Source organism: Glaciimonas sp. GNP009, from assembly GCF_054343755.1.
Map to the genome: position 1 here is coordinate 1,106,871 of NZ_JBTGUV010000004.1, position 25,926 is coordinate 1,132,796.

Genomic DNA, 25,926 nt, shown 5'->3' on the forward strand with positions numbered 1-25,926 from the left:
AATTAGAAAGAATTACAGTGCCATGACATGAAGCAACGATTAGATGATTTTTATCCAAGTATTCTGCGAAAAAAATCCCCGCTTCAGACTACCGTGTAGCCGATTAAGGCGCTCTTGCTAGCCATTTGATTCTTGCATTAGCGGTTTTTATTGCCTAAAATTTATTTCTTTAAAGCATCAACAGGCTGCAAAAGCCTTCATCCGCATCACCTACAGAAAATTCATTGAAACCGCTTACCGCTTAGCTTGTCCAAACATTTAACGACAACATCTATTGGAGGTGAATACTATGCATCAACATGTTGATTGGAAGGAAGCACCGAAAAGTGCGCGTTGGTGGGCAATTGATGCCAATGGGTATGCTCACTGGTTCCTTGCTCCGCATGTGGCTAGCTTTACTGATTTTTGGTTTGCGGAGGAAATACCGGCACCGACGTTCGGTTATCGGGATATTTGGCAAAAGAGTCTGACGGAGAGACCTCCGGAATAGGGGTTTGCAACCTGCGAGATATTTGCGGAGATAGCATTGAGCGCTAAAAAGCCCGCTGTAAAGCGGGCTTGGTAAGTTTTTTATTATCCTATACCACTATACAACCGCGTACATCAACAAAACGCAAACGCCAACATAGCTGCATCCTCATCCAAAAATAGAAGGGCCGTAACTGACCAGAGCAACGCGTAAGCGGGCGCGCATCTGGCCATGAAGATTAGTCGCTTATTGAAGGACATTCTTTCTCACAATACATCACATTATTTTACTAATACACACATTAAGTCCCTACCTTTGGCTTCTTGCTATCGCTGTCGTCAAGTCGATCAATCCGCCTCTCGGCAACGTCCGCCAGCATGTGCGATGACGTTAAGGCGAGGCGCAGCAAGCGTTCCGTGTCAAGAATTGTCAACGTTGGTGCATCAGATGTGCCTTTATCCGAGTTGCTCATATGGGCCAGATCAATGCATGTCTGCACCCCACGGCAGACATCTACTGTGAGCGCATAAAATTGCGCCACCGGGTTATTTTTATGATGAGAAGGCAGCCATGTGAACGATTGATGAAATGCTTTGGACGGGTCGCTCATGATTGTGTCATCCTAATGTCACGGGCGAAATTATCCAAATTTGCGGGTGAAAATCCAGCAACGGCATTAACAGAATGACCTGAATTTTTCGGCGTCTCGACTGTACTGCTAAAAATAGCAACTGCATCACTTTCGCAGTTTCGTAGGTCGGATGAGATAGGTTTAACGATATTAAGCAATGTCTTTCCTTTGTGTGTATTTTTCATCCGCTTCCCGTTATCAAGCGGGTGGGCGGCAAAATGGCAGGGTTGATAAACTGGCACACAAAAGAAAACCAGCAAGTCCGCGGACTTCCCCGTCACCGCCGCCCATTGAGGCGAACGAAGACGACCGCACGAAAAAAAACGGCATTGCGCCGTTTGTGCGCTTTTGTGTATTCAGGTTATCAAGCCTGTTCACTTTTTTATTCGGGGACGAAAAGAGTATAGAGCATTGCAACGCGATTTGTAAAATCGAGCACCACATTTTTCTAAAGATCGTCGGCTGTGGACGCGTCAGGCAAGGACAGGAAATACCACAGCATGAATGTAAAGTCCGGCTGAATTTTTATGAAGGGTATCGACCAATACCGTCAACACCCTTCTTGCATCTCTTACACTATGCTGTATCTTGACCGCACACCTGCATCAGGGAACGTCGAACATATTTCCTGCCGCGCTATGCGGACTCAACGATTGAGATGGGTACGAAGGTGTGCCATCGGACGGCACCTTCCGCCCGAGAAACGCGATGACTTCCGTACCGAAAACGTCGTTGCGATCACCAGCCACCATATGCCCTGCCGAGGTCACGTTCACATATTCACTATGCGGACAAAGCCGTAGAAAATCCTGCGCGCCTTCTTCGGTCAACACGTCCGACAAGCCGCCGCGCACCAGCAATGTCGGCAACCGAAGCCGACGTGCGCACTCTGTCAGCCGAATTTCGCGGGCGACAAAATCGTGCCGTTGCGGCCGAAACCGCGGGTCCCAATGCCAGCGATATTGTCATCGCTGCCGAGTCGTACATTTTTGGCCAATCCATCGAGATTTTTTGGGGCCTCACGATGCGGCTGATAACTCGCAATCGCGTCGGCGACTTCTTGCAGGGAGTCGAATCCATCCGGCTTTAGGCTCATGAACGCCTGAATTTTGTCGATACCTTCGGTCTCGACACGCGGCGCGATATCCACCAATACCAGGGCCGTGGCATTGACATGTTCTTCACCAATCGCCACCAGGCTGGTTCCGCCGCCCATTGATGCACCGACCAATACCGGCCGCCCTTTGCCCAGCGCGGCGATGACACACTTCAGATCCTCGACCATGACATCCTGACCGTATAATCCGTCCGGTGCCCACTCCGAATCACCGTGACCACGTGCATCAAAAGCCACCGCGTGATAACCCGCCGCGCCCAGTAGGCGACCAGTGCGCTTCCATGCGTGACGGGTCTGTCCGCCGCCATGTTGCAAGATCACCAAATGACCGCTGGGATCGCCCCATGAATCGCCTGCAATCTTCACGCCGCCAGCACCCTCCCACACATGCATAGGATCAATGGTTCCTGCTAGTCTTTTACCTGCGCTCATTAGATGATTCCTTTTGTTTAGTCGTATTTCTATTATTTGTAATGCGTGCAGAGCTTACGAATATGTGGTTAGCGCGATACCACGCTAATGCAACCGATGTCAGCGACGAAGATCATTCGGCAAGCCTCATCATGTCGGAAAATATGGGTGTTGATGGTTCAAACCTTATTATAAGGCCGCATCAGATTCGAGGGGTTCGCCCAGTCTGTCGATGACAATCACGTCGTTAAGCGAATTATTGACAAGCAAGAATGATGTCGTCTAGAGTAAGGAAAAAATTTATAACCTCCATGCGATCCAAACACCCTCTTCAAGCCTTTGGGCCAAATATGCAGTTGCGTCGTCTTCACCACATCTGACCTACACATCTGACCTACACATATGAAACGCCATATTGACGCTTATAGTCTTCAACTGCTGGTAACTGCCGCTCAGGAAGGATCGATCACGCGTGCTGCAGCCAAGGAGCATATCGCGCCCTCCGCACTGAGTCGACGCATAGCTGATCTTGAAGAGGCAATTGGTGCGCCGCTGCTGGTGCGCTCGCCACGCGGTATAACCTTGACCGAGGCGGGACACCTGACAACCGCGCTGGCGACCAGAATTGAGGGTGATCTGGAAGCATTGGTGCGTCAAATACAGGCACTAAGCGGCGAGATCGCCGGCACTGTCAGATTGTTTGCCAATCCGTCGTCGGTCGTGGGCTTTTTGCCCGAACGACTCAAGCGTTTTGCTGCGCAATATCCGCATGTGGACGTGGCATTAAGTGAGGGCAGCAGTATGGAAATCGTGCGCGCCTGCCTGGACGACCGCGCTGATCTGGGGATCGGCGTCAATATTCAGATACCGGCAGGCATCGAGTCGTGGCACTTTGCGGACGATCCGCTGCTGGTGGTATTACCTGCCGGTCACGTACTGGCAAAGAAGAAGAGCCTGCGTTTCGCCGAAGTATTGGCGTATCCGTTAATTTCGATCCATATCGGTGGCACGCTGGATTTATTATTGCATGAGCGCGCCGCGGCTGCATCGAGAACGCCAAAATTTGCGGTGTCTGTCAGCAGTTTTGATGCTGCTTGCCGGATGGTCGAGGCTGGGCTTGGCATTACCGTGCTACCCGAAAGTGCGGCATCTGCATACGCGGGTGCGAATCGCTTCGTGCGCCGTTTACTGGACGAGCCTTGGGCTGGGCGCGAATTACGACTCTTCGCCTTGCGTAAAACACCACGTCCGCGCGTGGTCGATGCTTTGATCGACGTGTTGCAGGGCTAGGCCAAGGTTGTAAGAGTGAGAGAAAATCGAACCTGGAATGGTCGCCTCCCGGGGGCATCGTCGCCCGCGATGCCCCCCTTGCTGACAAAGCACTTCCTCTAAAAGTGTTTGTAACCGTAAATTGCGTCTCAGGAGACTGACATGACACAACTTACGCTCACAGGGCGAATCCTTTTTCTTAGCACTGACCCGACTATTATTACAGCGCAACTTGCTGGGAGCGACCTGGTGTTGTCGCAAGCAGGAAAGCTACGCGATGATATTTCTACCGATGAAATCACGCCGATGCCAGTGCTGGTGCATTACGACGAGAAGCTCGCCGCCTATCCTTATGTGGGCCTGAAAGTCGGCGATAGTTTGCCGATTGGCCGCAACGCGGTGCGCTCAGCGGACTTCAGCGTGACCGTTGCGGGCAAAAACTATGGCAAGGGCTCATCCCGCGAGCACAGCCCGGTGGCGGAGCGCGCTGCGGGAATTCAACTGGTGATCGCCGAAAGTTTTGCGCGTATTTATCGTCAGAATGCGGACAACGTCGGTTTATTCACATCCACCGATTTTTCTCTGATTGAACGCATTCAGCGCGGCGAATCGATTGACATCGCAGAAATTGTCGGCTCGCGGGATACGCTGGCGGCGGCGATCCTGCGTTGCGGCGGCTTATTGCGCTATGGGCAACAGCGCATGCGGTCGGTATCGGCCCTCGCACCGTCACTCGACAGTCACCAGCCCAAAACGCTTTTTGAAAAAATTTTGGCACGTCATGCGATCAAGACCGATGACGTGGATGGCGCATTGCAGCACGGCAGCGGCGCATTCGTACGGGCCGACTGGCGCTTCATCGTCGATTATTACACCGGTATGTGTGCGCACATGCTGCATTCAAGCTTTGGCACGCCGCTAGTCTTGCATCAGCCTGAGGCCATCGTCACCTTCGAAGATCATCTGTCCTACGCCGAGCGCAGCCCGATGCATGCAACCAACGGTTTGTTACCGGATTTGCGTGGTCTGTCGATTGCTCACCGCACTTTTGTAAAAGATTACGGCTTGCGCTCGCATGGTCATTTGCAAGATGACTGGGCGCATGGCGCTGAGGGTATCTCGCATCCGATCATGACCGAGACTTACGCGCTGCCGGGCCAAGTGCTGGTCGGCACCGATTCTCATACGCCGCATAGTGGGTCACTCGGCTGTGTGGCTTTTGGCGTCGGCACCACCGATATGGCTAACGCATTTGTGACCGGCGCCGTGCGCATCACGGTTCCGCAGGTGATGCGCGTTGAATTGACCGGCCCCATCCCGGCCGGTGTGACGGCAAAAGATATCGTGCTGTATCTGCTTGCGCATCAGGACATCAAGGCCGGTGTTGGCGCTGGACGGGTATTTGAATTTGGTGGATCGGCAGTCACGCTGATGAGTACGGACGAACGCGCAACCCTGACCAATATGACCGCCGAGTTAGGTGGATTTACAGGAATCGTCGCACCCGACGCCGAAACGGTGCGCTTTTTGCGAGAGCGGCGAGACATAGAGTTTATCATCGAACCGTGGATGTGCAGCGATCCTGGCGCTAACTATGCTCACGTGATCACAGTTAACTGCGCCAAACTCACGCCAATGGTCGCGCTTCCCGGTGACCCGGGAAACGGCATTCCTTTGCACCAGTTATCGGATCGGGTGGAGGTCGATATCGCCTACGGCGGCTCCTGTACGGCAGGCAAACGCGAGGACTTTGATCATTATCATGCCGTATTGTCGTGGGCTGCAAAACATGATCTGCGTGTGGCTGACGGCGTCAAACTCTATCTGCAGTTCGGCACAATTGCAGTGCGCGACTACTGCATGGCGCAAGGTTATATGGCGGCCTTTGAAGCGGTCGGTGCGGAGATTCTGCAACCGTCATGCGGTTCCTGTGCGAATTGTGGGCCGGGCGCATCAACGGCATCCGATCAAATTACGGTGAGTGCGATCAATCGCAATTTTCCCGGGCGATCAGGTCCCGGACAGGTGTGGCTGGCCAGTCCACCCACTGTGGTTGCCAGCGCTATCGCCGGTGAACTGATCTCGTTCGAAGAACTTTGTCAGCGTTACAGACATCAGACGGCGTCAGCATGACATGATGAAAATTGCACTTTTTCTGGGCGATGGAATCGGCCCCGAGAGGGGGGAGGCAATCGCGCAAGCGGTTCATGACACCCAACCTTAGCTATTGAATATTGACTGTAGACGTTAGCTGTATCGACAGGATTTAAGCGCAAAAGGTTGCCGTGTTGCTGCGGTAGTGTTGTGTAAATCCTGATCAAATTAAAAATAGATGGAGACAAGACATGGCCTATTCACCCCCTTTTTCTTCCGCGTCGCTAGCGACTGTAGAGGTTGCACACTTAACCGCGCCAACGGTGCCACTCGACAGCGGCAGTATTTCCGCCAGACTTGATCGTCTCCCCGCTTCGCGAACAGTATGGAAACTCATCGTGCTGTTGAGCCTTGGCTTCTTTTTTGAAATTTACGATTTGTTGTTTACCGGATATATTGCACCAGGTCTGGTCAAAAGTGGGATTCTCACGGCTACCACGGCCGGGTTGTTCGGTACTTCCGGTGTCGCCAGTTTTATTGCTTCGCTATTTTCCGGACTATTTGTCGGCACGATAGCTTGCGGCTTTCTGGCAGATCGTTTTGGACGTAGAGCCATTTTTACCTACGCCTTGCTGTGGTACGCAATCGCCAATACCATCATGGTGTTCCAAACGACGGCATTAGGCCTCAACAGCTGGCGCTTTGTATCAGGCCTTGGGATCGGCGTCGAACTGATCACCATCGGTACCTATTTATCTGAACTGGCCCCAAAACACTTGCGCGGACGAGCCTTCGCGGTATGTCAGGCAACCGGCTTCGCAGCGGTTCCCGTAGTGGCTTTCTTATCGTATCTGCTCGTACCAAACGCGCCTTTCGGCGTGGCTGGCTGGCGCTGGGTCGTGTTACTGGGCGGTTTTGGCGCAGTGTTGGTGTGGTGGATCCGTCGCAACGTGCCAGAAAGTCCACGCTGGTTGGCAAGCAAAGGTCGCCTGAAAGAAGCAGACGAGATCCTGCGTGCGCTAGAACTCAAAGTACAAACAGAAACTGGCAAACCCTTGCCTGCGCCCGGCCCGTCGGAACCAATCGCCGTTGTGGGCCGCTTTGTTGACATGTGGAAACCGCCTTACCGCAAGCGTTCCATTATGCTGATTATTTTTCACATCTTCCAGACCATCGGTTTTTTTGGCTTTGCCAACTGGGTACCAACCTTGCTGGTCAAACAGGGTATCACCGTCACCTCCAGTCTTCTTTACACAACGCTGATCGGTTTGGCAGCACCTATCGGTCCGTTAATTGGCTATTGGATTGCCGATCGTTTCGAACGTAAACATGTGATCGTCGTGATGGCGGGTGTCAATGTCGTGTGCGGACTGATTTTTAGCCAAGTCAGCGCACCGGCGATGATCGTGGCACTGGGCATCTCTCTCACGCTGGCGGGCAATATTATTTCTTTCACTTATCACACCTATCAGCAGGAACTCTATCCAACCGGCATCAGAGCGCGCGCGGTTGGTTTCGTCTATTCATGGAGCAGACTGTCGGCCGTGTTGAGTTCTTTTGTCATTGCCCATATTCTTGGGCGATTCGGGGTCGAGGGCGTATTCATCTTCATCGCCGGTGCGATGCTGATCGTGATGATCACCATCGGTGTGATGGGACCGCGCACCCGGGGCAAATCGCTCGAAAGCATTTCGCATTGAAAATGATAGACTCCATCGCAAAGCCCGATATCAGCGGCTACAACTTTGGAGCAATGAATCGTGATTACTTTGTATCACTGCATGAGCGCACGCTCGTTCCGACCACTTTGGATGTTGGAGGAACTGGGTATTCCCTATGAATTAAAGATGCTGCCGTTCCCGCCCCGCGTGCTCGCACGGCCTTTTCTTGCCATCAATCCTTTAGGCACGGTTCCGGCCTTCTCCGACGACGCCACGCAGATGACCGAATCGACCGCCATTTGTCAGTATCTGGCGGCCCGATTTTCACCAAAATCCTTAAACGTGGAGATTGATGAACCGGACTTCGGGGCGTATCTGAATTATCTGCATTTTGGTGAAGCAACGCTGACTTTTCCGCAAACGTTAGTGTTGCGCTATGGGCGGTTCGAATCACCGGATCGACTGTTACCGCAGGCGGTAGAGGACTATACAAAATGGTTTCTGGCGCGCCTGAGAACGCTCGAAACCCTATTGGCGCAACAGAAATTTTTATGCGCGGGACGCTTCACTGCCGCCGACGTCTCGGTTGGCTATGCGTTGTTACTGGCGGAACATCTGGATTTGAGCCAGCGCTTTACGCCCTCAGTTTTGGCCTATTGGGAGCGCCTGCGAAGTCGGATAGGATTTCAGCGCGCCATACAAGCGCAAGAGCGGGCAGCCATCGATCAGGACGTTTCGTTGATACCTGCGCCAGATGTGTTGCCGCCCTGAGCGTGATACGAAAAGAGACTACTACCTAGGAAAACACACCAGGAGGGTCGCATATAATATTTGCTGAAGACTTGATCACACTTCTGCCCCTAAACATCAAGTACAACCCAAGCTAACTATCCCACGTAAAAAACAACACTATTTATTCTCGCCGTTTTATTAACACCACCTTACCTTCAGCGACTTGAATTTCGTCTCCAGATTGCAACCATTGCGTTGCATATTTGGTTTGTACCACGCAAGGAATTCCCCGTTCACGACAAATAATCGCAGCGTGCGACAACACGCCACCTTCATCAGTTACCACAGCCGAACAACGCTCTATCAAGTTAAACATAAGAGGTTGCGCCATATCCGTGACTAAAATATCGCCATCGTTAAAATATTTTTCTGCATCGGAAAGTGCCTCGGGATTATTGCAAAGTATGACCCGTGCAATACCGGCTGCGTATCCATCTTGCGCCACTATGCCAGGCAAATAGTCGGGCATCTCTAAGGTTTGATTTGGGCACAACCATAACCATGATGATCCGGTGAGAAAACTATTTTCATTAGATTGTTTAATCCAAATGCATAGATCATCACGCCTTATTTTCTCTGCGACTGAGAGTATTTGTCCGTGAAGAATCAACGCCAATAATTCTTCATAAAGATAATAACCGTAGATATCTAATATTGGAATGTTGCGACTTATAGCTATCTGCTCAAGAAAAGGAAACATGAAAAAAGTGAGGCCAGCCCATCCATTTTTAATTCTCATCCGTTGATCAGATAGAGTGAGAAATAAGGTTAATTTTTGTTGATCCTGATCAGACAGAGTGATGCCGCTTTCCAAAGAAGTTGATGCTGGAGTTGGCGTAGTTTTTTTGGTCAAAGAGCGTGCTGCAGTAATGTAATACATGCGTATTAAATAATGATTTAATGCATCACGATCATGAAAACCAAGTGCAAGAAAAGGGAAAGATCGGACGTGCGCGAACAAGCTATTCTCATCGAAAGGTTTATTGGTCAGCGCCAGCCAGCTATCGTGCTCTTCACAAATAAGAACACGCTTTGCCGTCGCCATCGCTTGCAATAAAGCAATATCACCCATTCGTGTTCTGAGATAGTCTTCTAAAGGCCGTATGACACTGCTTTCCGTGGCCGTATAGGCGGCGATATGGAGGCAATAGAAATCAGCGCAGGACTCAAGCAAATTGACTATCCCAATATTGGTAAGCTCTGTAACGCAGGTCGTATCCAGCTTATCAAAAAAATCCGTTTGCTGCGTAATGAGCGATTCGGTATTTTTACAAAATTGCGTGAGCCTGGCCGTGGTCTTATCAAGTGGAATATCAGAAATGTGATCACCTTCAAAACAGACGTAGCGTCCTTTTTTTACGTAGATCAGCGGTTGGTGCGGTTCAAAAGGTTCGCTCCCGCGGGTATTTATTAACTCCCCGGTACGTACCTTGAACCCCAAATCCATCGTCCACATAGGCTCATCTGTAGACCAGGCATACTGATAATGAAATTCGCTTAGCGTATAGGATTTGGCGGTGATGGGACGTGCTTGCAGAATAAAAATTCTGTTTTGATGTAACGCCCATTCAATATCTACCGGATGCCCAAACATCTGCTCGATGCTAACAAAATGTTGACAGAGTAAATCGATATACTCGTCAGCAAAATCAAGGTCCGCTTGTAAATAGCGATAAATACAAGCACTTGTCGCACGACTCCATACGTAGCTGGATGGAGATATTTTGCCGGAAACAAGCGCATCACACCCCCCTTTTACGACTTCCAGGCGCAGATTATCTGAATCTATTGTTGTTGGATCACAGGTAAAACAAACGCCTGCTATTTCCGCGATCACCATAGCTTGAATGATGACGGCAATAGACTCACCTTTAATCTGTGCATCCTCCCGAACGGCCGCAATCGCTTTCAATAAGCCGCTACGATCAATATTTAATAATGTGGTGAACTGGCCCGCCCTTGACGAATGCACTGAATCTTCGTTACGACTGCTTGAGCGAACTGAAACAAGCGGAGTCTGCAGACTGTCAAAATGGAAAAGTATTTCTGCATCGAAGGCAGAAAGGTTAATAACAATGTCTGCAATGACGACGCCATTGGGGACATTAAATCCTCCGCCTATCAGTTGCGCCAAAGAACATGCTTTACGCCCAAAATGTAAGTCACTTGCATCTTTTAGACTGCTTAAGTAGTTCATCCGAAGAGGATCCTCAACAAAATTGGTGGCTTTTTTATTTAAAAATAGCTTTTAAGCTTCACCCTAGTTTTTATCCCCTTACTTCACTACCTCCAAATAGCGACACACCAACGTACGCTTGAAACAAGCGTCGAGAGTAAATCGACATGAGAAGCTTCAACATTTCCTCCAAACAAGCGGCGCTGATATCTCTCGTTCAAATAGGATCACCGAGAATAAAGATGTGGCATTGATCCATCAAGGCCTCCCGGTTCCATCGCTATTTAATGGGTCATCGCCATCTTTCCGCACCAAGATGAGCCAGATGTTTGCGCAGATTTGATGCAGACACCCACTAACCATTTCCACTAAGAAATATTATAGTAACCGCACTTCCTCTAAATATCTGATTTTAATAAAAATGACTATTTCACTACGCGTTGGCACGTAGATTGCTTAGCTAATTGCGGAGTAGAAGCTGGCAATTGTGAGGTCTTCCTGGATCGCATAACGGGTCATTGCTCTGGTAACGGTCGGTTTGATGACCGTTGCGCGTCCGCCATATGGACGCTTGTGTTCGTTACGGAGCGCAACGGGGACCCAACGATTGCTTTGGCATTTTTGCGCTTTTACGCCTGTCGCTTGGTCGCCCTCTTGTGTTCCGGTTCATCGCATGGCTTTGCTGTGCGCAACCTCTCAACGGAGAACCGAAATGCTGCTCGCCCTTGCCCGTCATTTGTCTCCTTCTCGTACCTCCACGCGTTACGGTGTGCTGCTGCGTCGTGTTGCGACTGCGATGGCACTCGTCACCACCACGCTGATTGCACCGCTGGCCCATGCTGAGGATAAAGTTATTTTCCTTACGTCGTGGTACGCACAAGCGGAGCATGGCGGTTTTTATCAAGCTGTGGCAAAAGGTATTTACAAAAAATATGGCCTCGACGTCACCGTCAAGATGGGTGGTCCGCAGATCAATGGTATGCAGCTGCTGGCTGCGGGTCAGGCCGACTTCATCATGGGCTACGATCTGCAGGTGTTGAGCGCGGTTGAAAAAGGGATGCCGGTCACCACCGTCGCCACCTCGTTTCAGAAAGATTTGCAGGGCATGATGACGCACGAGAATGTCAAAAGTCTGGCCGATATGAAGGGCAAAACTATTTTGGCAGGCAGCACGGCGCACGCAACCTGGTTGCCTTGGCTTGAGGCTAAATACGGCTATACCGATGCTCAGGTGCGGGCGTATACATTTAATCTGCAACCGTTCTTTGCCGATCCAAACGTGGCGCAGCAAGCCTATCCTTCTTCCGAGCCATTTCAGGCGATGAAGGGCAACGTCAAAACCAATTTCTTCCTGTTTGCAGATGATGGCTATCCACCCTACGGCAGCACGATTGTGACGATGCAGAAGACGATCATGGACAAACCAGACATGGTGGCGCGCTTTGTGAAAGCATCGATTGAAGGCTGGAAAAGTTACCTCGCCGACCCAACCGCTGGTAATGAACTGATCAAAAAAGAAAATCCTAAAATGGATGACGAGCAGATCGCCTATGGCGTCAAACGGATGAAAGAACTAAAGGTTTTTGACGGCGGCGACGCAGCCAAACTAGGCGCAGGCGTGATGACCGACGCACGCTGGGAACAGACCTACAAATTCATGGTATCGGCCGGATTATTGAAATCCGACACCGACTGGAAAAAGGCCTACACGACACGGTTTGTTAAAGACCTGAAAATCATGCCTTGATTTTTACGGAGATGAGGATGGTTTAAACGAACTTACGTTGAAACACTTTCCTCATTTTCGATCGAATAAAAATAATCAATAATTAAATAATTAAATTTAGAACTCAGGAAAAACCGTCCCAGCAATGCGTGCCGACGAAGTCAGTACGCGAGTACGGCTAGGAGAGCACAACGCCGCTGGGGCGATTTTGCGAAAGTCCTAAACAGTAAGGAGTACCGCCATGTTAGTTACAAAACAGCCTGTCCTGCGTCGCTTCTGGTATGCATTAATGCCAATGAGCAGTCTTGAAGATGGTCCGAAGCCTTTTACGCTTCTTGGTGAAAATATCGTTTTATGGAAAAAAGAGGATGGGACGCCAGCTGCATTGCGCGACCGTTGCTGCCATCGCACAGCCAAGCTTTCCAAGGGTTTTGTTGAGGGCGATAACATCGTCTGCGGGTATCACGGTTGGACGTATGACTGTTCTGGCGCCTGTGTAAAAATTCCGCAAAATCCAGACAATGCCATGCCCGCCGGGGCCAAAGTACCATCGTTTCATTGCCAGGAAAAATACGGTTATGTCTGGGTGGCACTGGAAGATCCATTACGTCCGATTCCGGATTTTCCTGAAGACGGTGCGCCAGGCTATCGACGCATATTTCAGTTCTATGAGGAATGGAAAACCAGTCCGGTACGGATGATGGAAAACTCGTTCGACAATGCGCATTTTTCTTTTGTTCATAAAGCTAATTTTGGTATTCTGGATCAACCCACGCCAGCCCCTTATACATTCACCGATACCGACTATGGTTTCGAAGCCGAAACGATGGTGCCGATCCGCAATCCGCAAGCTGGTCACCAGATCACGGGCACCAGTGATGCGATCACCAATCGGCACCTGATCAATCGCTACTATCTGCCTTTTTGCCGCCGCTTCGGCTGCATGTACCCAACTAGCGGTATCGATCATATTATCTATAACTGTGCCACGCCAATTGATGATGATCACATGATTTTGGTGCAATGGCTGTATCGCAATGACAGCGAAGAGGCTGTTAGCACGCAGACGCTGATCGATTGGGATGCAGCCATTACGGCCGAGGACCGCGGCATTTTGGAAGCGACTGATCCAGACGCCTGTATCGATACCCGACGCCGCATAGAGTTTCACATGCCGTCGGACAAACCCGGATTGATGATCCGCAAGCAGCTTTTGGATTTGCTCACCGCACATGGTGAAGTCGAAGTTTTTCGTACCTGAACCGGACCGCCAAGGAGAACGCTATGCTGATGAAATATAATCCGATTACTTCTGCGGAACGTGCGATCAACCCTGATGCTGACAGCGTTTTGTTCGCTAACAAGGTAGAAAAAATCTACCCCAACGGAACGCATGCGCTTAACGACGTGCGCCTCAATGTGAAGCGCCGCGAGTTTGTCTCTTTACTTGGTCCATCCGGTTGTGGAAAGAGTACGCTGCTGCGGATGTTTGCAGGTCTGGATCAACCGAGCGCTGGACATGTGCGCTGGTGGAATGAGGGTGCCATTCCATTGCGCCAGCCTGGTCGCGGTATGTCGATGGTGTTTCAGGAAGCGACATTAATGCCATGGGCAAGTGTGGCCGCTAACACCCGCCTGCCGCTGAATCTTGCGGGAATACCAAAATTGGAAAGCGATGCCCGTGTAGCACGTGCGCTGGATTTGGTGGGTCTGTCAAAATTTCATCATGCGTGGCCGCGCGAGCTTTCTGGTGGCATGCAGATGCGCGCGTCGATCGCACGGGCACTGGCGACCGAACCCAACTTGTTGTTGATGGACGAGCCGTTTGGTGCGCTGGATGAATTCACCCGCAACAAGTTGGACGCCGATCTGCGCGATCTCTGGAGTAAGCAGGATCTGACCGTTGTTTTTGTCACGCATAGTATTTATGAGGCGGTATTTTTGTCGACGAAGGTGGTGGTGATGGGCGCGCGACCCGGCCACGTGATTGCCGAGGTTGAGATTGACGGACCAGCGCATCGCGACGAGGCGTTTCGCGTCTCGCCTGAATTTGTGCAGCACTGCCAAACTCTTTCCGAACTGCTGATCCGTGCCAACGCGCTTGACGCGTAAAAGGAGACTACTATGAAATTGCCACTCATTCATAACCCGCGTGCGCTGCGTTTCTTTGCGCCGCTGCTGGTAGGGTTTTTATTGCTAGGCACGTGGCAGACGTTGTGCGTTATCTGGAAAGTACCCACTTATCTGATACCAACGCCACTGGAAATTATGTATGCGCTATTTGCTAACTGGAGCGCGCTGTTTAGCGCATTGCTAGTCACGCTGAAGGTGACTGCGCTGGCGTTTTTAAGTGCAACAATTCTAGGCGTCGTCGTCGCGTTCCTTTTGGTGCAGAGTCGCCTGATCGAAATCAGTCTTTTTCCCTATGCCGTTCTGTTGCAGGTGACGCCCATCGTTGCGATTGCGCCGCTGATCATTATATGGGTCAAGCAGCCGACAGCGGCATTGGTGATCTGCTCTGCCATGGTCGCGCTATTTCCTATTATTTCCAATACCTTATTAGGCTTGCGGAGTGTCAATCCTGGCTTGCTGAGCCTGTTTAAACTGAACCGTGCGACGCCATCGCAGATATTGCTGCGGCTGCGCATTCCAAGTGCTTTGCCATATTTTTTTGGCGGCTTGCGGATCTCCAGCGGATTAGCGTTAATCGGCGCGGTCGTCGCTGAATTCGTCGCTGGCACGGGTGGCAACGGCGCGGGTCTGGCTTATCAGATATTGCAGGCAGGCTTTCAATTAAACATTCCGGTAATGTTTGCAGCGTTGTTGCTGATCGCGGTCACTGGCGTGCTACTCTTTCTTAGCATGGCCGCGATCTCCCGCTTGTGCCTGCGCCACTGGCATGAAAGCGAGTTATCGTGAACAACTTATTGATCCGTAATGCCAATAGCATCCTCACTGGTTTAAGCGGCGATGCGGCCCGCCATATCGGACCTGATATCCGTGTAACGGATGGGCGTATTGCCGCAATCGGCAGCCTGACGCCACTTTCCGGCGAACGAACACTGGACGCCACCGATTGTGTGATTTATCCGGCTTGGGTGAATACCCATCATCATCTGTTTCAGGCGCTGCTCAAAGGCGATCCGCTTGGTATCAATGCGACGCTGACGCCTTGGCTGGCGGCGACGCCGTACCGCTTCCGTGCTGCGTTTGACGCGAAGCTGTTTCGACTGGCGGCGCGTATCGGATTGATTGAATTAGTTTTATCAGGCTGCGCGACGGTTGCAGATCACAACTATCTTTATTATCCGGGACAAGATTTCGATTCTTCGGCGATTTTGTTCGAGAAGGCAGAGAAACTCGGTCTACGCTTTGTACTGTGCCGCGGCGGTGCCACACTCACACGCCAGCTTGAATCGACATTACCGCAAGCGATGCGGGCCGAGACCTTTGATGGCTATCTGGCCGATATCGAACGTCTGGCAGCGCGCTATCACGATCCCGCACCCGACGCGATGCGCCGCATTGTGGTTGCCCCGACCACGCCACCATATTCGATGCGACCGCACGAATTGCGTGAGTGTGCTGCGGTTGCGCGTCGGCTGGGCTTGCGCCTGCATTCGCACCTTTCGGAAACGGTGGGCTATCAAGATAGCGTGCAAAGTATGCACAATATGAGTCCGGTGCGCTTTTGTGAGAGTGTTGACTGGGTTGGTGAGGATGTATGGTTCGCGCACATGGTCAAACTTGATGCGGATGAGATCGCGTTGCTGGGTCAGACCCGCACCGGCATTGCGCATTGCCCGCAAAGCAATGGTCGACTCGGCAGTGGCATTGCACCCATCCGCGCATTGGAAGACGCTGGCGTGCCTATCTCTCTCGGGGTGGACGGCGCGGCCTCAAATGAAGCCGCCGATATGATTTCGGAAGTGCACGCAGCGTGGCTGATGCAACGTGCCAAGGGTGGCGAAGCGGCGCGGCCCGTCTATCAAAATGGCAAAGGCGAAGCTGGCGCTGATGCAGCAACCGTCGAGGATGTGGTGCGCTGGGGTACTGCAGGCGGCGCGGCCGTGTTGGGTTTATCTGCTGTCGGCACATTGGTGCCCGGGCAAGCGGCTGATATCGCGATCTACGACCTTAGCCGCAACCCGCGTTATTTTGGCCTGCACGATCCCGCCATCGGTCCGGTTGCCAGTGGTGGTGCGGCGCATTTGCGCGCGCTGCTGATCGGCGGGCGCGAAGTTGTGCGCGATGGCGCTGTGCCGGGTCTGGACATGCAGGCACTCGCAGCCGAGGCGCGCGACGCTGTGTGCACAATGCTTGCACGTGCGGAGAATATTTGATGAGATAAATTCGCTTGAAATCGACTGTTCTGTGATTCAGTCTGTGTGGCTCTGTCAATCAGGTTAAAAATAAGGTTAATAAGGTGGTGATATTCAAGAAACATATAGTAGAGATGGGTATTCGAAATTGGCATTCGAACGGCTTCTTTTTTATACTTGAGGCTATCGATTTAACCCTTATTTCTTGGAGCCACAACATGAGCACACTTCAATATTTTCCAGTCGTTTTAGCAGTCGTCGCCTTTGCTCTACGCTTTTATGTTTCATCAAAATCAGTATCGCAGCAAGATAACAAATCGATCTAATATGGCGACGTTGCAGTGTTGCAGCGTGGTTTTAAAAACATACTTAGAAAACATACTAAGATTCAGCAACGCTTAGCTTAGTGTCTGAATATTAGTATTTTCTTGCAGGAACAAATGCACCTACCTGGTGCGTAGATTGCGATAGTCGTTATATTCGCAGCACAGTGCCCGATACAATACGTTCGATGTGTATTGTCATCAAAATCCTCCCCTCAGTCTGAATAGTATTTTCCATAAACCAGTCTGTACGGCGTCACCATACCTCAATCCACTATCGCAACATTCCAGACCTTGTGTCAGACGACCTCATATTTGGGCTTGTACTGCGCTTTAATGTGTCGACAAAGTCACCGATTGTGTGAGTATGTTATGCGCCGGAAATACTGGTTGCATGTTTACCGCCCTTAACCCGTTGTATTACGGAGAATCACGGCGTGCAAGCTTGATAACGGTTTAAAATGTCGCAAAATCAGCATTTACCTCTCATCACGATCTCCCATCCTTGCCTGTAGTACGCCATTGGCATCGATCGCAACCTTTCCCTTTGTCATTCGCAGAATAGGAAAACTACCATGCAACAACTTTCTCCAAACGGTCGTCTGGCAATCGAAGAAATCGCAAGACGTCACGGCTTCAGCTTTGATGCGGTGTTAAGCATGCTTGAGTCGGTCATCAATGGAAATGGCGGGATGGCACAGTTTAATCACCCTGAATTCAGCGGCTCGGGCCAATGGATGCAAGGCGGGATGACGATGGTGTCTGACATGTTTAATAATTACCTTAAAAACCGTGTTGATAGCCTATGCTCAGAGCTTGCGCGCCTGGTCGCGAATCAGCCTGACTTGCTGAGAACGGGAAGCTTTCAGTCGCAAAGCCAAGGCGGTTCGCGTCAGGGCGGCCAACAGCAAAACAATTATGCAAATACGCAATATCAGGACGCAAGTTTTACGCAAATGGATCATTCGGCGAGCCTGTTCGTGCCGCCAGCTCCAGGTAAATCTGCTGATTGGTGGCCCGCCGATTTGCGCTGGCCGAATAGCACCGGCGCGCAAAACGACGTGCGCTACGCTTACTTCGCCCAAGCGCGTCGGCTGGTGATTGAGCTGAACGGAAGAGTTACCGTTTATGACACGCTAGACCATCAAATCGGCGGCTTCTCGCAGCAACAATCGTACGGTGGTTCGATCTGTTTTAACAGCCAGTACGGACTGATTGATGTAGCCCGCTTACCGATTATCTCAATCGATGGCATCCCGCAAGCAAGTCAAGCCAACAATAACATCAACCAGTCTACAAACATGCCAATACCAGTGGCAGTGCAAGATAATAATGTGCAACCGGTGGCAGCAACGCAGCAACAACAGCAGCCGTCACAGCCACAACCGAAATCTGGCAACACTGCCGACGCCGATATATTTGTCATGATTGAGAAATTGGCCGACTTGCGCAGCAGAGATCTCCTCAGCGAAGCAGAATTCGTCACCAAAAAAACGGAATTACTTGCGCGACTGTAAGCTGCTTTTTTTTCAACTAGCAATATAAAAAAGCTCTCAATCTTGAGAGCTTTTTTATTTCCGCGTTTGAGCTAACGACGGTTTAACGAGGCCTGCAATCTTAATAGCCGACTATCAATTTCTTTGCCACCAAAAATATTGATAACCCTGATCGCCTGCGTCGTTGATTTTTTTCAACATTATTTAATTAACCCATCTTTTTTGTCGACCCGGCAATTCAAAAACCCCGCTACATTTATTTTCAAAAGAAACGCTTACTTTAAGAATGTTCTTACATCTTTTTTAACGTAAGACGTTTATTATTTAGGCAGAGTTTTTCACCTCCACGATTACAGTCAATCGTCCTCACGTTCGTTGCGGAAGGTCTTCCCCCATGTCCAGCAGTCGCACTTTCAGCGCTTTTAGCAGCGCTATTCCAACACGCCTGAACCAACCTGCATCGACACCGATCAACCCCCGAGAACGACAGAGCGATAAGCATAAGTCCATTAAAAAAAGGGGAGATGCACCATGAGTGCAGAAATCAAATTGACCGCATTAGAGGTCGCCGATGATATCTGGGAACGTGCGCATCGGGTAGGAAATCAGGCCGTGAACCAGATCGGCAACGGGGCACAGTGGATCGGCGGGGCATTAAAAGGAGAGTTTAAAACCAAGCCAACGGTGGGCCAAATTGTCGTCGACGCAGTGGTCAGCATGTTTCCTGTAGCGGGCGAAATCACGGCTGCCCGCGATGCCATTGCGATTAGCTTGCGCATGGCCGATAGCGATAAAGAGGCGAAAGACATCTGGAACTGGGTCGCATTGGTATTGTGTTTAATGGCCGTGGTACCAGTGTTAGGCGGGATCGTGAAAGGTGTCGGCAGATTGCTATTACAGGCGGCATATGACTCCGCCAAACTATCACACATAGGCGAACAGATATTGGCCTTCCTGCGCAAAATGGGCTACGGAAATACACGCGTTTTTTTTAACACGCTGGACTTTACAGCGTATCAGGCAACCGTCACGTCAGCTTATTATGTATTGATGCGCCGTCTACGCGACACGAGTATTTTTACGGCCCGTGAGTTGGGCGCGGTATTGCCCGCCCCGGTCAAAAGCTGGTTGCAAGCGCTGCCGCCAAAGCTCGACAAATTACAGCTTCTGGCCGACAAAATGATTCCACAAGCTTTTAAAGAACTGAACGCTTTACTCAATAAAGTGCGCAGCAATTTAATTGAGGGTAATGTTTTTCCCATCTCAGTCGGTGCGGGTCCAATCAAAATTCGCACCACCGAGGCGCGCATTGGCGAGGTGTCACCTATTCATATTGCGAGTAAGGGACATACATCGGCGACGCGAGCGCATTATAAGCATAAGGAGGGATGGCCTCGATTGGATGGACGTAAGGATAAAATTGGGGACCTTACTATTTACCCAAACTTATATGCCTTCAGTAGTAAAGCATCAATAGAACCGGTATTGCTCCCCGCAGGAAAGAAGGTCTATCTGCCAAGAATAGTTGAAACAGAAGAGCCCAGAAAAATCGGAGGTTTTTGGGCAGATAAAATGCCGGTAAATGGCAAAGCATGGCGGTTGGATTACGCAGTCAAGCAAGGCTGGAGTAAAAACGGCGCTTATCTGGTGCTGGAACACGTACCATCCGCAGACGACATGCGCAAACTGGGTATTCATGTTGACGACAGCTGGGAGGGTATTCGTGCATGGCGCGGCAAAGTGGCCGAGCAAATTGATTCGCAGGGGGCGAAAGCCACCGGTATCTTGTTGCCGGGTGGCGAGATTCAGCTGTATATCGACTTTCATGACGCCTATCACAAGCCGCTGCGTGAATACGTTGAAAAACATGTACCGGTAAAGCCGACCAACTGGACGGACGCAAACATTCCACATCATGTGCGGCCAACCGCCGTCTTTTTGGCCCCTAACGAACGCTCCGCCAAGATCGTCCAGGAAGGTTATCTATTACGCGGTGCGGCCACGGCGGGTAGGCAAACAAATAACTAACAGATAGGGAAATAATATGCAAAACCGACAATCGATGACACCAGAGCAGGAACAGCAAGCACGGAATCAGGCGTTTTACTTACTTAAAAAATATACCAGTTTTACTTTTCTGGATCAGGTCAGATTGCGGTATCAAGGTTTTTTGGATGTGTTTGTTAAGCAACTTAAGAATCCGCCGCTTACGGTACAAAACTATCGCTATGCCGCCCATACTCAGATCCGGCACGAATATGAATATAAAGAATTCCTGCGCCAGATGATACCAATGGAGCAAGGGCTGGCGCTGCTCCGTTCCTCGCCTCATAAGCAAGAGGCGTATAAAACGATGTCTCACGCAGGTTTTATGGGGCTATTATTTGGTCGCTACGCTGATGAACATGGATTGGAAGATGACCCTTTTTATATTGCTTTAGGCATGGTCTGTGAACATCCGGGAAATAGCATTCATCCGAGCAATCATACCGCCTTCATCAAGGACGTCATGATCGCGTCGGAAATGCAATCTGCTCGGGGAATCACAATGAGGGAGTTTAAAGATTACGACCCTTTTCGTTTAGTGGATGAGGATAGCCTACGTCAGTCCCAAAAATGGACCTATGAAACCCTCTTCTTCGAACCCGAATGGCCGATCCCTCGTATCTTCCCGGATTACCTTCCATCATGCCCGCCTTATAACCATAACCATCAGGATCAAATCTTCAGCGGCGGGACCATTCCCACTGACGGTATCTGGGAACCGTGGTTTATCATGCCGATCTTCACCAATACCGATCCGGCAAAAATGGCCGCAAAAGTCGGTTGCCCTAATTATTTTTTAGCGGGTGCGGTCGCCACCGAATATCAATTGGAAGGCACGGATAAGTGGGAGGAAGTCTGGTGGCGTTTGCTGTGGGAAGACAAGCGCTATCTGGATGGCACGATTCCCGCTGAAGAAGCGGACTATGTAAAAACCCGGCCACCGGTCGCACCGCCAATATTCGCCGATCAAAAAGCTTATCCGGGCGATGTGTGTCCAATAACCGGCAACTGGCATGCACCGCATATGCAAGGCAAAACGGTGCGATTGGAGGCCGGGAATGTCATACCCGGATCAAAAATTAACGCCGCGGGAAATGCTGTGACCTGGTATCTCAAAGTGTAAAGTCTTCAGACTATTTTATAGTTGCTTTTAGCGGCTATTTTTTCTCGCAGATAATGGTCAATTAAGTTTGTTCACATACCCGCTTTTGGGAACCGCGAGAGACTCCCCCAAAAAGCGGGCACTCTACTTCGCCAAAATGTTATCTGATTAGTTGTTGCTAAGCAGTCGTGAGGACGCCGGATGGCAAGTAGGGAAGTAGGGATATCCCGTCGGAAAGGCTTAACTTGCGGCCGTAACTTGCACGCATTGTGAGCACTTGGCTCTATCTGTTGCTAAATGTCTTTAAATAACGTTGACCGGTTCGTTAACACCGCATACAAAAGGGCTTTAGCCGATAAACTACTATTTCGGAATGCTATAATCCCGCCCGAGTACCGATTCCCGAAACACTGTCTCTGTAAATGGTGAGCTTAATTGCAGCTATTTATGCTGAAGTTGCCGAATAGACTGAACCAACGAGCGGCATAGGTTCTTGGCGCATGATCTCACTATGCTGCATTAGCTGTATTTTGCCGGTCGATCATCGGGATAAATGCGAGAAGCACAGAATTGCGCTTCTAAATATTTATGCAACACGCAATCTGGCTCGATACTGACAAAATTAAACACACAACTCAATGGAGTTCATCTATGCAGACAACGATGTGGTTAAAACGCTGGTTGATTGCAGTATCAATGGCAACATTGGCCCTTCCCGCAGTCGCTTTTGACCGCACGTTTCCGCAGACCACCTTGCGTGGCAAAATGACGATTACCGCCTATCCTGCGATCGTCATTGACAAGGCCAATTTGCAGCTTTCCCCCGGTTCACGGATTTGGGGTCAAAATCATCTGACGCAAATTCCCGTATCTCTGGGCGCTAGTACTTATTTAGTAAATTACACACAAAATATCCAGGGTGACGTAGATCGCGTCTGGATACTGACCTCCGACGAAGCGAGTCAGTCAGTCGAGAGTCAACGCAGCAATTTGAAATGGTAGTCATGGAAAACACGATACAAAAGAAAGTCTACATAAAAACGTTCGGCTGTCAGATGAACGAATACGACTCGGATAAAATGGCCGATGTCCTTAACGCGTCCCATGGCTTGGTTAAAACTGATCGCCCGGAAGATGCCGACGTTATTTTATTGAACACTTGTTCGGTCCGCGAAAAAGCGCAAGAGAAGGTATTTTCCGATCTTGGCCGTTTGCGTGAACTTAAATTCAAAAATCCTGATCTGTTAATCGGCGTCGGCGGTTGTGTTGCCTCACAGGAAGGCGCGGCAATCGTTAAACGTGCGCCGTATGTTGACATCGTATTTGGCCCGCAAACTCTGCATCGTTTGCCAGAAATGATCAAGCAACGCCGCATGACCGGCAATTCTCAGGTTGATATCAGCTTTCCTGAAATCGAAAAGTTTGATCACATGCCACCGGCCAAGGTGGATGGCGCGACCGCGTTCGTCTCCATCATGGAAGGTTGTAGCAAATATTGCAGTTATTGCGTGGTGCCCTACACGCGCGGTGAAGAAGTCTCGCGCCGCTTTGAGGATGTATTGACTGAAGTCGCTGGTCTGGCCGAGCAAGGTGTCAAAGAAATTACGTTACTGGGTCAAAACGTGAATGCATTCCGCGGCGAAATGGCCGATGGAGAAATCGCTGACTTTGCGCTGCTGATCGAATTTATTGCCGAGATACCGGGTATCGAACGTATCCGCTTTGTGACCAGCCACCCGAAAGAATTCACGCAACGGTTGATTGATACCTACGCCAAAGTGCCTAAGTTGGTCGATCATTTATATTTGCCGGCGCAGCATGGTTCAGACCGCATTTTAGCGGCGATGAAACGTGGATATACCGTCCTTGAATACAAATCAGTGATCCGACGTTTGCGTAAGGTGCGCCCTAACATTTGTATTTCCAGTGATTTTATCGTTGGTTTTCCGGGTGAAACGGATGAAGATTTTGATGCATTGATGAAACTGATCCACGAGACCGGTTACGACAATAGCTTCAGCTTTATTTTTAGTCCGCGCCCTGGTACGCCTGCCGCTAATCTGGTCGACGACACGCCGCATGAGGTCAAGTTGAAGCGTTTGCAACATTTGCAAGCGGCAATTCAGGCCAATACAATCCGCATCAGCGAAGAGATGATTGGGACCGTGCAACGTATATTGGTTGAAGGCCCATCTAAAAAGGACGCTGAGGAATTGCAAGGACGCTCTGAAAACAATCGTGTGGTGAACTTTGATGGCGGCCCAAACGGCGCACGACTGATCGGACAACTGATCGACGTCACCATCACAGAGAGTTATAAATACACCTTGCGTGGCGAATTGTTGATGACCGCAGATGTCAATGCAGCTTAACGTGTTGCTGAATGTCGTTGCTGTCGCTGGTTGCTGACTATTACCGAGGTTCAGGCCATACAGATCGCATAGATCGTGTAATCTGGCCCTTGTATTTGCACGATTGACGCCGCCATAGCAAAAAGTATAACGCTTTTTTCTCTCATTTTGATGCAATCACTTAAGAGCAGACATTCGCTTGAAAACCAAAACTAAAACCCCATCGCAGCCGTTCTACTTCACTCCCGAACCGCTGGATAATACCCGGCTGGCGCATTTATGCGGGCCACTGGATGAGAACTTGCGTCAAATTTCTGCTGCTCTGGACGTGACACTTTTTCGTCGCGGTGAGAAATTTATTGCCTCTGGCGCTAACGCCGAACGCGCAGTTTCCATGCTGGAACAGTTTTATGCACTGGCACACCGCGTCATTTCAGTGGATGAAATTCAGTTGGCGCTGGTCGAACAACGGGCTAATCAGGCGCATAAGCGGAGTAATGGCGTAAATGGTGGCGAGGACGGCGATGAGGATGTTGATGACATCATTAGCGACCCTTACATTACAACGCCGATACCACCATCGCAAATAGAGAGCCCTGTACTAAAGACGCGTCGGGCTGATCTACGTGGTCGCACACCGCATCAAATAGCTTATATTCGCGCGATTTTGGAGCACGATGTGACGTTGGGCATCGGGCCTGCCGGTACTGGCAAAACGTATCTGGCGGTGGCATGCGCGGTTGATGCACTCGAACGCGACGCAGTAAAACGTATCGTCCTGACGAGACCGGCGGTTGAGGCTGGCGAGCGACTAGGATTTTTGCCGGGTGATCTTGCACAAAAAGTCGACCCTTATCTGCGCCCCTTGTATGACGCATTGTATGACTTACTTGGTTTTGATCGCACCCAAAAAATGTTTGAAAAGCAGGCAATTGAAATTGCCCCGCTCGCTTATATGCGCGGCCGTACGTTAAACCACGCCTTCATTATTCTGGACGAAGCACAAAATACGACGCCGGAACAAATGAAAATGTTTTTGACACGTATCGGTTTTGGCAGCAAGGCCGTCGTCACTGGCGATGTCACCCAAATCGACTTGCAGCGCGGCCAGAAGAGTGGTTTGATTGATGCGATGAACATCATGAAAGACGTGCGCGGTATCGCTTTCACCCGTTTTAATAGTACCGACGTAGTGCGTCATCCACTGGTAGCAAGAATCGTGGATGCCTATGAAGCTGCGTCATTAGCAACGCCGGTGGCATCAACCCATGGCGTGCTTGATCCAGTGTCGCCGCCGATCAAGGCAATCAAACTTCCTAAACCGATTGAAACAGGTATCACCAAACGTGCTCGCAGCCGCAATGTCGCAAAAAAATAAACCTCCAGCTAACAAATTGTCGTTGTCGGTGCAATATCCCGATCCCCGTTTAAAAGAAATCATTTTGCGTCCGCAAGTACGGCGCTGGGTGAAGGCGGCGCTGCTGGCGCCAGCCGAATTGACTATTCGTTTTGTTGATGTAGAGGAAGGCCGAACCCTTAACCGCGATTATCGCGGCAAGGATTACGCCACCAATGTGCTGACCTTCGCTTACACCGAAGATGAAGACGCAGAAACGACCGAGGCCGATATTGTTCTCTGCACCGACGTTCTGCAACGCGAAGCCGCTGAACAAAACAAATCGGTCGAAGAACACACCGCCCATCTGGTCGTTCATGGCGTTTTGCATGCACAGGGCTACGACCATGAAGATGATGAAGAAGCGACCGAGATGGAAAGCCTCGAAATTGAGATTTTGACCGCTTTAGGTTGGCCTAATCCCTATGCGGATGAAGATGCTGGTATTGCACTGCTTTAATCGAACCTACGCAAAGTGACGTCCGAGATATAAAGGCATAACTATCATCCATGCCAGCCGATGCCTTAACACCGGGCGATTAAC

Annotated in this window: 21 protein-coding genes; 17 read left to right on the plus strand and 4 right to left on the minus strand. The window is 50.4% G+C overall.

Features of this window, described 5'->3' with window-relative positions:
• Window positions 1-289 precede the first annotated feature (289 nt).
• Entirely contained in the window at window positions 290-490 is a 201-nt protein-coding gene (locus ACXX82_RS05895; protein ID WP_322232700.1) for a hypothetical protein, read from the plus strand.
• A 280-nt stretch (window positions 491-770) separates the two neighbouring features.
• On the opposite strand, the gene ACXX82_RS05900 is transcribed toward ACXX82_RS05895, so the two are convergent.
• The 3 genes from ACXX82_RS05900 to ACXX82_RS05910 all read right to left on the minus strand — a co-directional run bounded on the left by ACXX82_RS05900 (window position 771) and on the right by ACXX82_RS05910 (window position 2,649).
• On the minus strand, window positions 771-1,079 hold the full coding sequence (locus ACXX82_RS05900; protein WP_322232703.1) for a hypothetical protein: 309 nt from the start codon (window positions 1,077-1,079) through the stop codon (window positions 771-773).
• Between the two features lie 626 nt (window positions 1,080-1,705).
• On the minus strand, window positions 1,706-1,969 hold the full coding sequence (locus ACXX82_RS05905; RefSeq protein ID WP_458562601.1) for an alpha/beta fold hydrolase: 264 nt from the start codon (window positions 1,967-1,969) through the stop codon (window positions 1,706-1,708).
• A 23-nt stretch (window positions 1,970-1,992) separates the two neighbouring features.
• On the minus strand, window positions 1,993-2,649 hold the full coding sequence (locus tag ACXX82_RS05910) for an alpha/beta fold hydrolase (RefSeq protein ID WP_458562602.1): 657 nt from the start codon (window positions 2,647-2,649) through the stop codon (window positions 1,993-1,995).
• Between the two features lie 381 nt (window positions 2,650-3,030).
• Here ACXX82_RS05910 and ACXX82_RS05915 point away from each other — a divergent pair, with 381 nt between their 5' ends.
• The 4 genes from ACXX82_RS05915 (at window position 3,031) to ACXX82_RS05930 (ending at window position 8,423) form a co-directional block, all read left to right on the plus strand.
• Complete coding sequence (locus tag ACXX82_RS05915) at window positions 3,031-3,918, plus strand: LysR family transcriptional regulator (RefSeq protein ID WP_322232707.1); 888 nt, start codon at window positions 3,031-3,033, stop codon at window positions 3,916-3,918.
• A gap of 141 nt (window positions 3,919-4,059) precedes the next feature.
• A complete protein-coding gene (locus ACXX82_RS05920; RefSeq protein WP_458562603.1) occupies window positions 4,060-6,030 on the plus strand; it encodes an aconitase family protein in 1,971 nt (656 codons plus the stop codon).
• A gap of 212 nt (window positions 6,031-6,242) precedes the next feature.
• On the plus strand, window positions 6,243-7,691 hold the full coding sequence (locus ACXX82_RS05925) for an MFS transporter (RefSeq protein ID WP_322232711.1): 1,449 nt from the start codon (window positions 6,243-6,245) through the stop codon (window positions 7,689-7,691).
• A gap of 60 nt (window positions 7,692-7,751) precedes the next feature.
• Window positions 7,752-8,423, plus strand: a complete 672-nt coding sequence (locus ACXX82_RS05930; protein WP_322232713.1) for a glutathione S-transferase family protein — start codon at window positions 7,752-7,754, stop codon at window positions 8,421-8,423.
• Between the two features lie 142 nt (window positions 8,424-8,565).
• Here ACXX82_RS05930 and ACXX82_RS05935 read toward each other — a convergent pair whose 3' ends face one another.
• Window positions 8,566-10,641 carry a PEP/pyruvate-binding domain-containing protein gene (locus tag ACXX82_RS05935; protein WP_458562604.1) on the minus strand — a complete coding sequence of 692 codons (2,076 nt, stop codon included), beginning with the start codon at window positions 10,639-10,641 and terminating at the stop codon, window positions 8,566-8,568.
• Window positions 10,642-11,416: 775 nt separating this feature from the next.
• On the opposite strand from ACXX82_RS05935, the gene ACXX82_RS05940 reads away from it, so the two are divergent.
• The 12 genes from ACXX82_RS05940 to ybeY all read left to right on the plus strand — a co-directional run bounded on the left by ACXX82_RS05940 (window position 11,417) and on the right by ybeY (window position 25,842).
• Window positions 11,417-12,367, plus strand: a complete 951-nt coding sequence (locus tag ACXX82_RS05940; protein WP_323506043.1) for an ABC transporter substrate-binding protein — start codon at window positions 11,417-11,419, stop codon at window positions 12,365-12,367.
• 220 nt (window positions 12,368-12,587) lie between these two features.
• Entirely contained in the window at window positions 12,588-13,607 is a 1,020-nt protein-coding gene (locus ACXX82_RS05945) for an aromatic ring-hydroxylating dioxygenase subunit alpha (protein ID WP_458562605.1), read from the plus strand.
• Between the two features lie 29 nt (window positions 13,608-13,636).
• The gene (locus tag ACXX82_RS05950; protein ID WP_322240181.1) at window positions 13,637-14,458 is read left to right on the plus strand and encodes an ABC transporter ATP-binding protein; all 822 of its coding nucleotides are present in this window, start codon (window positions 13,637-13,639) and stop codon (window positions 14,456-14,458) included.
• Between the two features lie 12 nt (window positions 14,459-14,470).
• Window positions 14,471-15,265, plus strand: coding sequence for an ABC transporter permease (locus ACXX82_RS05955; RefSeq protein ID WP_458562606.1), 795 nt, complete (start codon window positions 14,471-14,473; stop codon window positions 15,263-15,265).
• A complete protein-coding gene (locus ACXX82_RS05960) occupies window positions 15,262-16,689 on the plus strand; it encodes an amidohydrolase family protein (RefSeq protein ID WP_458562607.1) in 1,428 nt (475 codons plus the stop codon). Before ACXX82_RS05955 ends, ACXX82_RS05960 begins: the two co-directional genes overlap by 4 nt.
• 877 nt (window positions 16,690-17,566) lie before the next feature.
• The gene (locus ACXX82_RS05965) at window positions 17,567-18,508 is read left to right on the plus strand and encodes an SHOCT domain-containing protein (RefSeq protein ID WP_458562608.1); all 942 of its coding nucleotides are present in this window, start codon (window positions 17,567-17,569) and stop codon (window positions 18,506-18,508) included.
• A 510-nt stretch (window positions 18,509-19,018) separates the two neighbouring features.
• Window positions 19,019-20,515, plus strand: a complete 1,497-nt coding sequence (locus ACXX82_RS05970) for a hypothetical protein (protein WP_458562609.1) — start codon at window positions 19,019-19,021, stop codon at window positions 20,513-20,515.
• 16 nt (window positions 20,516-20,531) lie between these two features.
• Window positions 20,532-21,656, plus strand: coding sequence for an Imm72 family immunity protein (locus ACXX82_RS05975; RefSeq protein WP_323505977.1), 1,125 nt, complete (start codon window positions 20,532-20,534; stop codon window positions 21,654-21,656).
• A 630-nt stretch (window positions 21,657-22,286) separates the two neighbouring features.
• Window positions 22,287-22,637: a hypothetical protein gene (locus tag ACXX82_RS05980; RefSeq protein ID WP_458562610.1), complete on the plus strand. Its 351-nt coding sequence runs from the start codon at window positions 22,287-22,289 to the stop codon at window positions 22,635-22,637.
• Between the two features lie 14 nt (window positions 22,638-22,651).
• A complete protein-coding gene (gene miaB / locus ACXX82_RS05985; protein WP_322240183.1) occupies window positions 22,652-24,007 on the plus strand; it encodes a tRNA (N6-isopentenyl adenosine(37)-C2)-methylthiotransferase MiaB in 1,356 nt (451 codons plus the stop codon).
• 178 nt (window positions 24,008-24,185) lie between these two features.
• The gene (locus ACXX82_RS05990; RefSeq protein WP_322232734.1) at window positions 24,186-25,364 is read left to right on the plus strand and encodes a PhoH family protein; all 1,179 of its coding nucleotides are present in this window, start codon (window positions 24,186-24,188) and stop codon (window positions 25,362-25,364) included.
• The gene (ybeY, locus tag ACXX82_RS05995; protein ID WP_323505975.1) at window positions 25,348-25,842 is read left to right on the plus strand and encodes an rRNA maturation RNase YbeY; all 495 of its coding nucleotides are present in this window, start codon (window positions 25,348-25,350) and stop codon (window positions 25,840-25,842) included. Before ACXX82_RS05990 ends, ybeY begins: the two co-directional genes overlap by 17 nt.
• The last annotated feature ends 84 nt before the right edge of the window (window positions 25,843-25,926 follow it).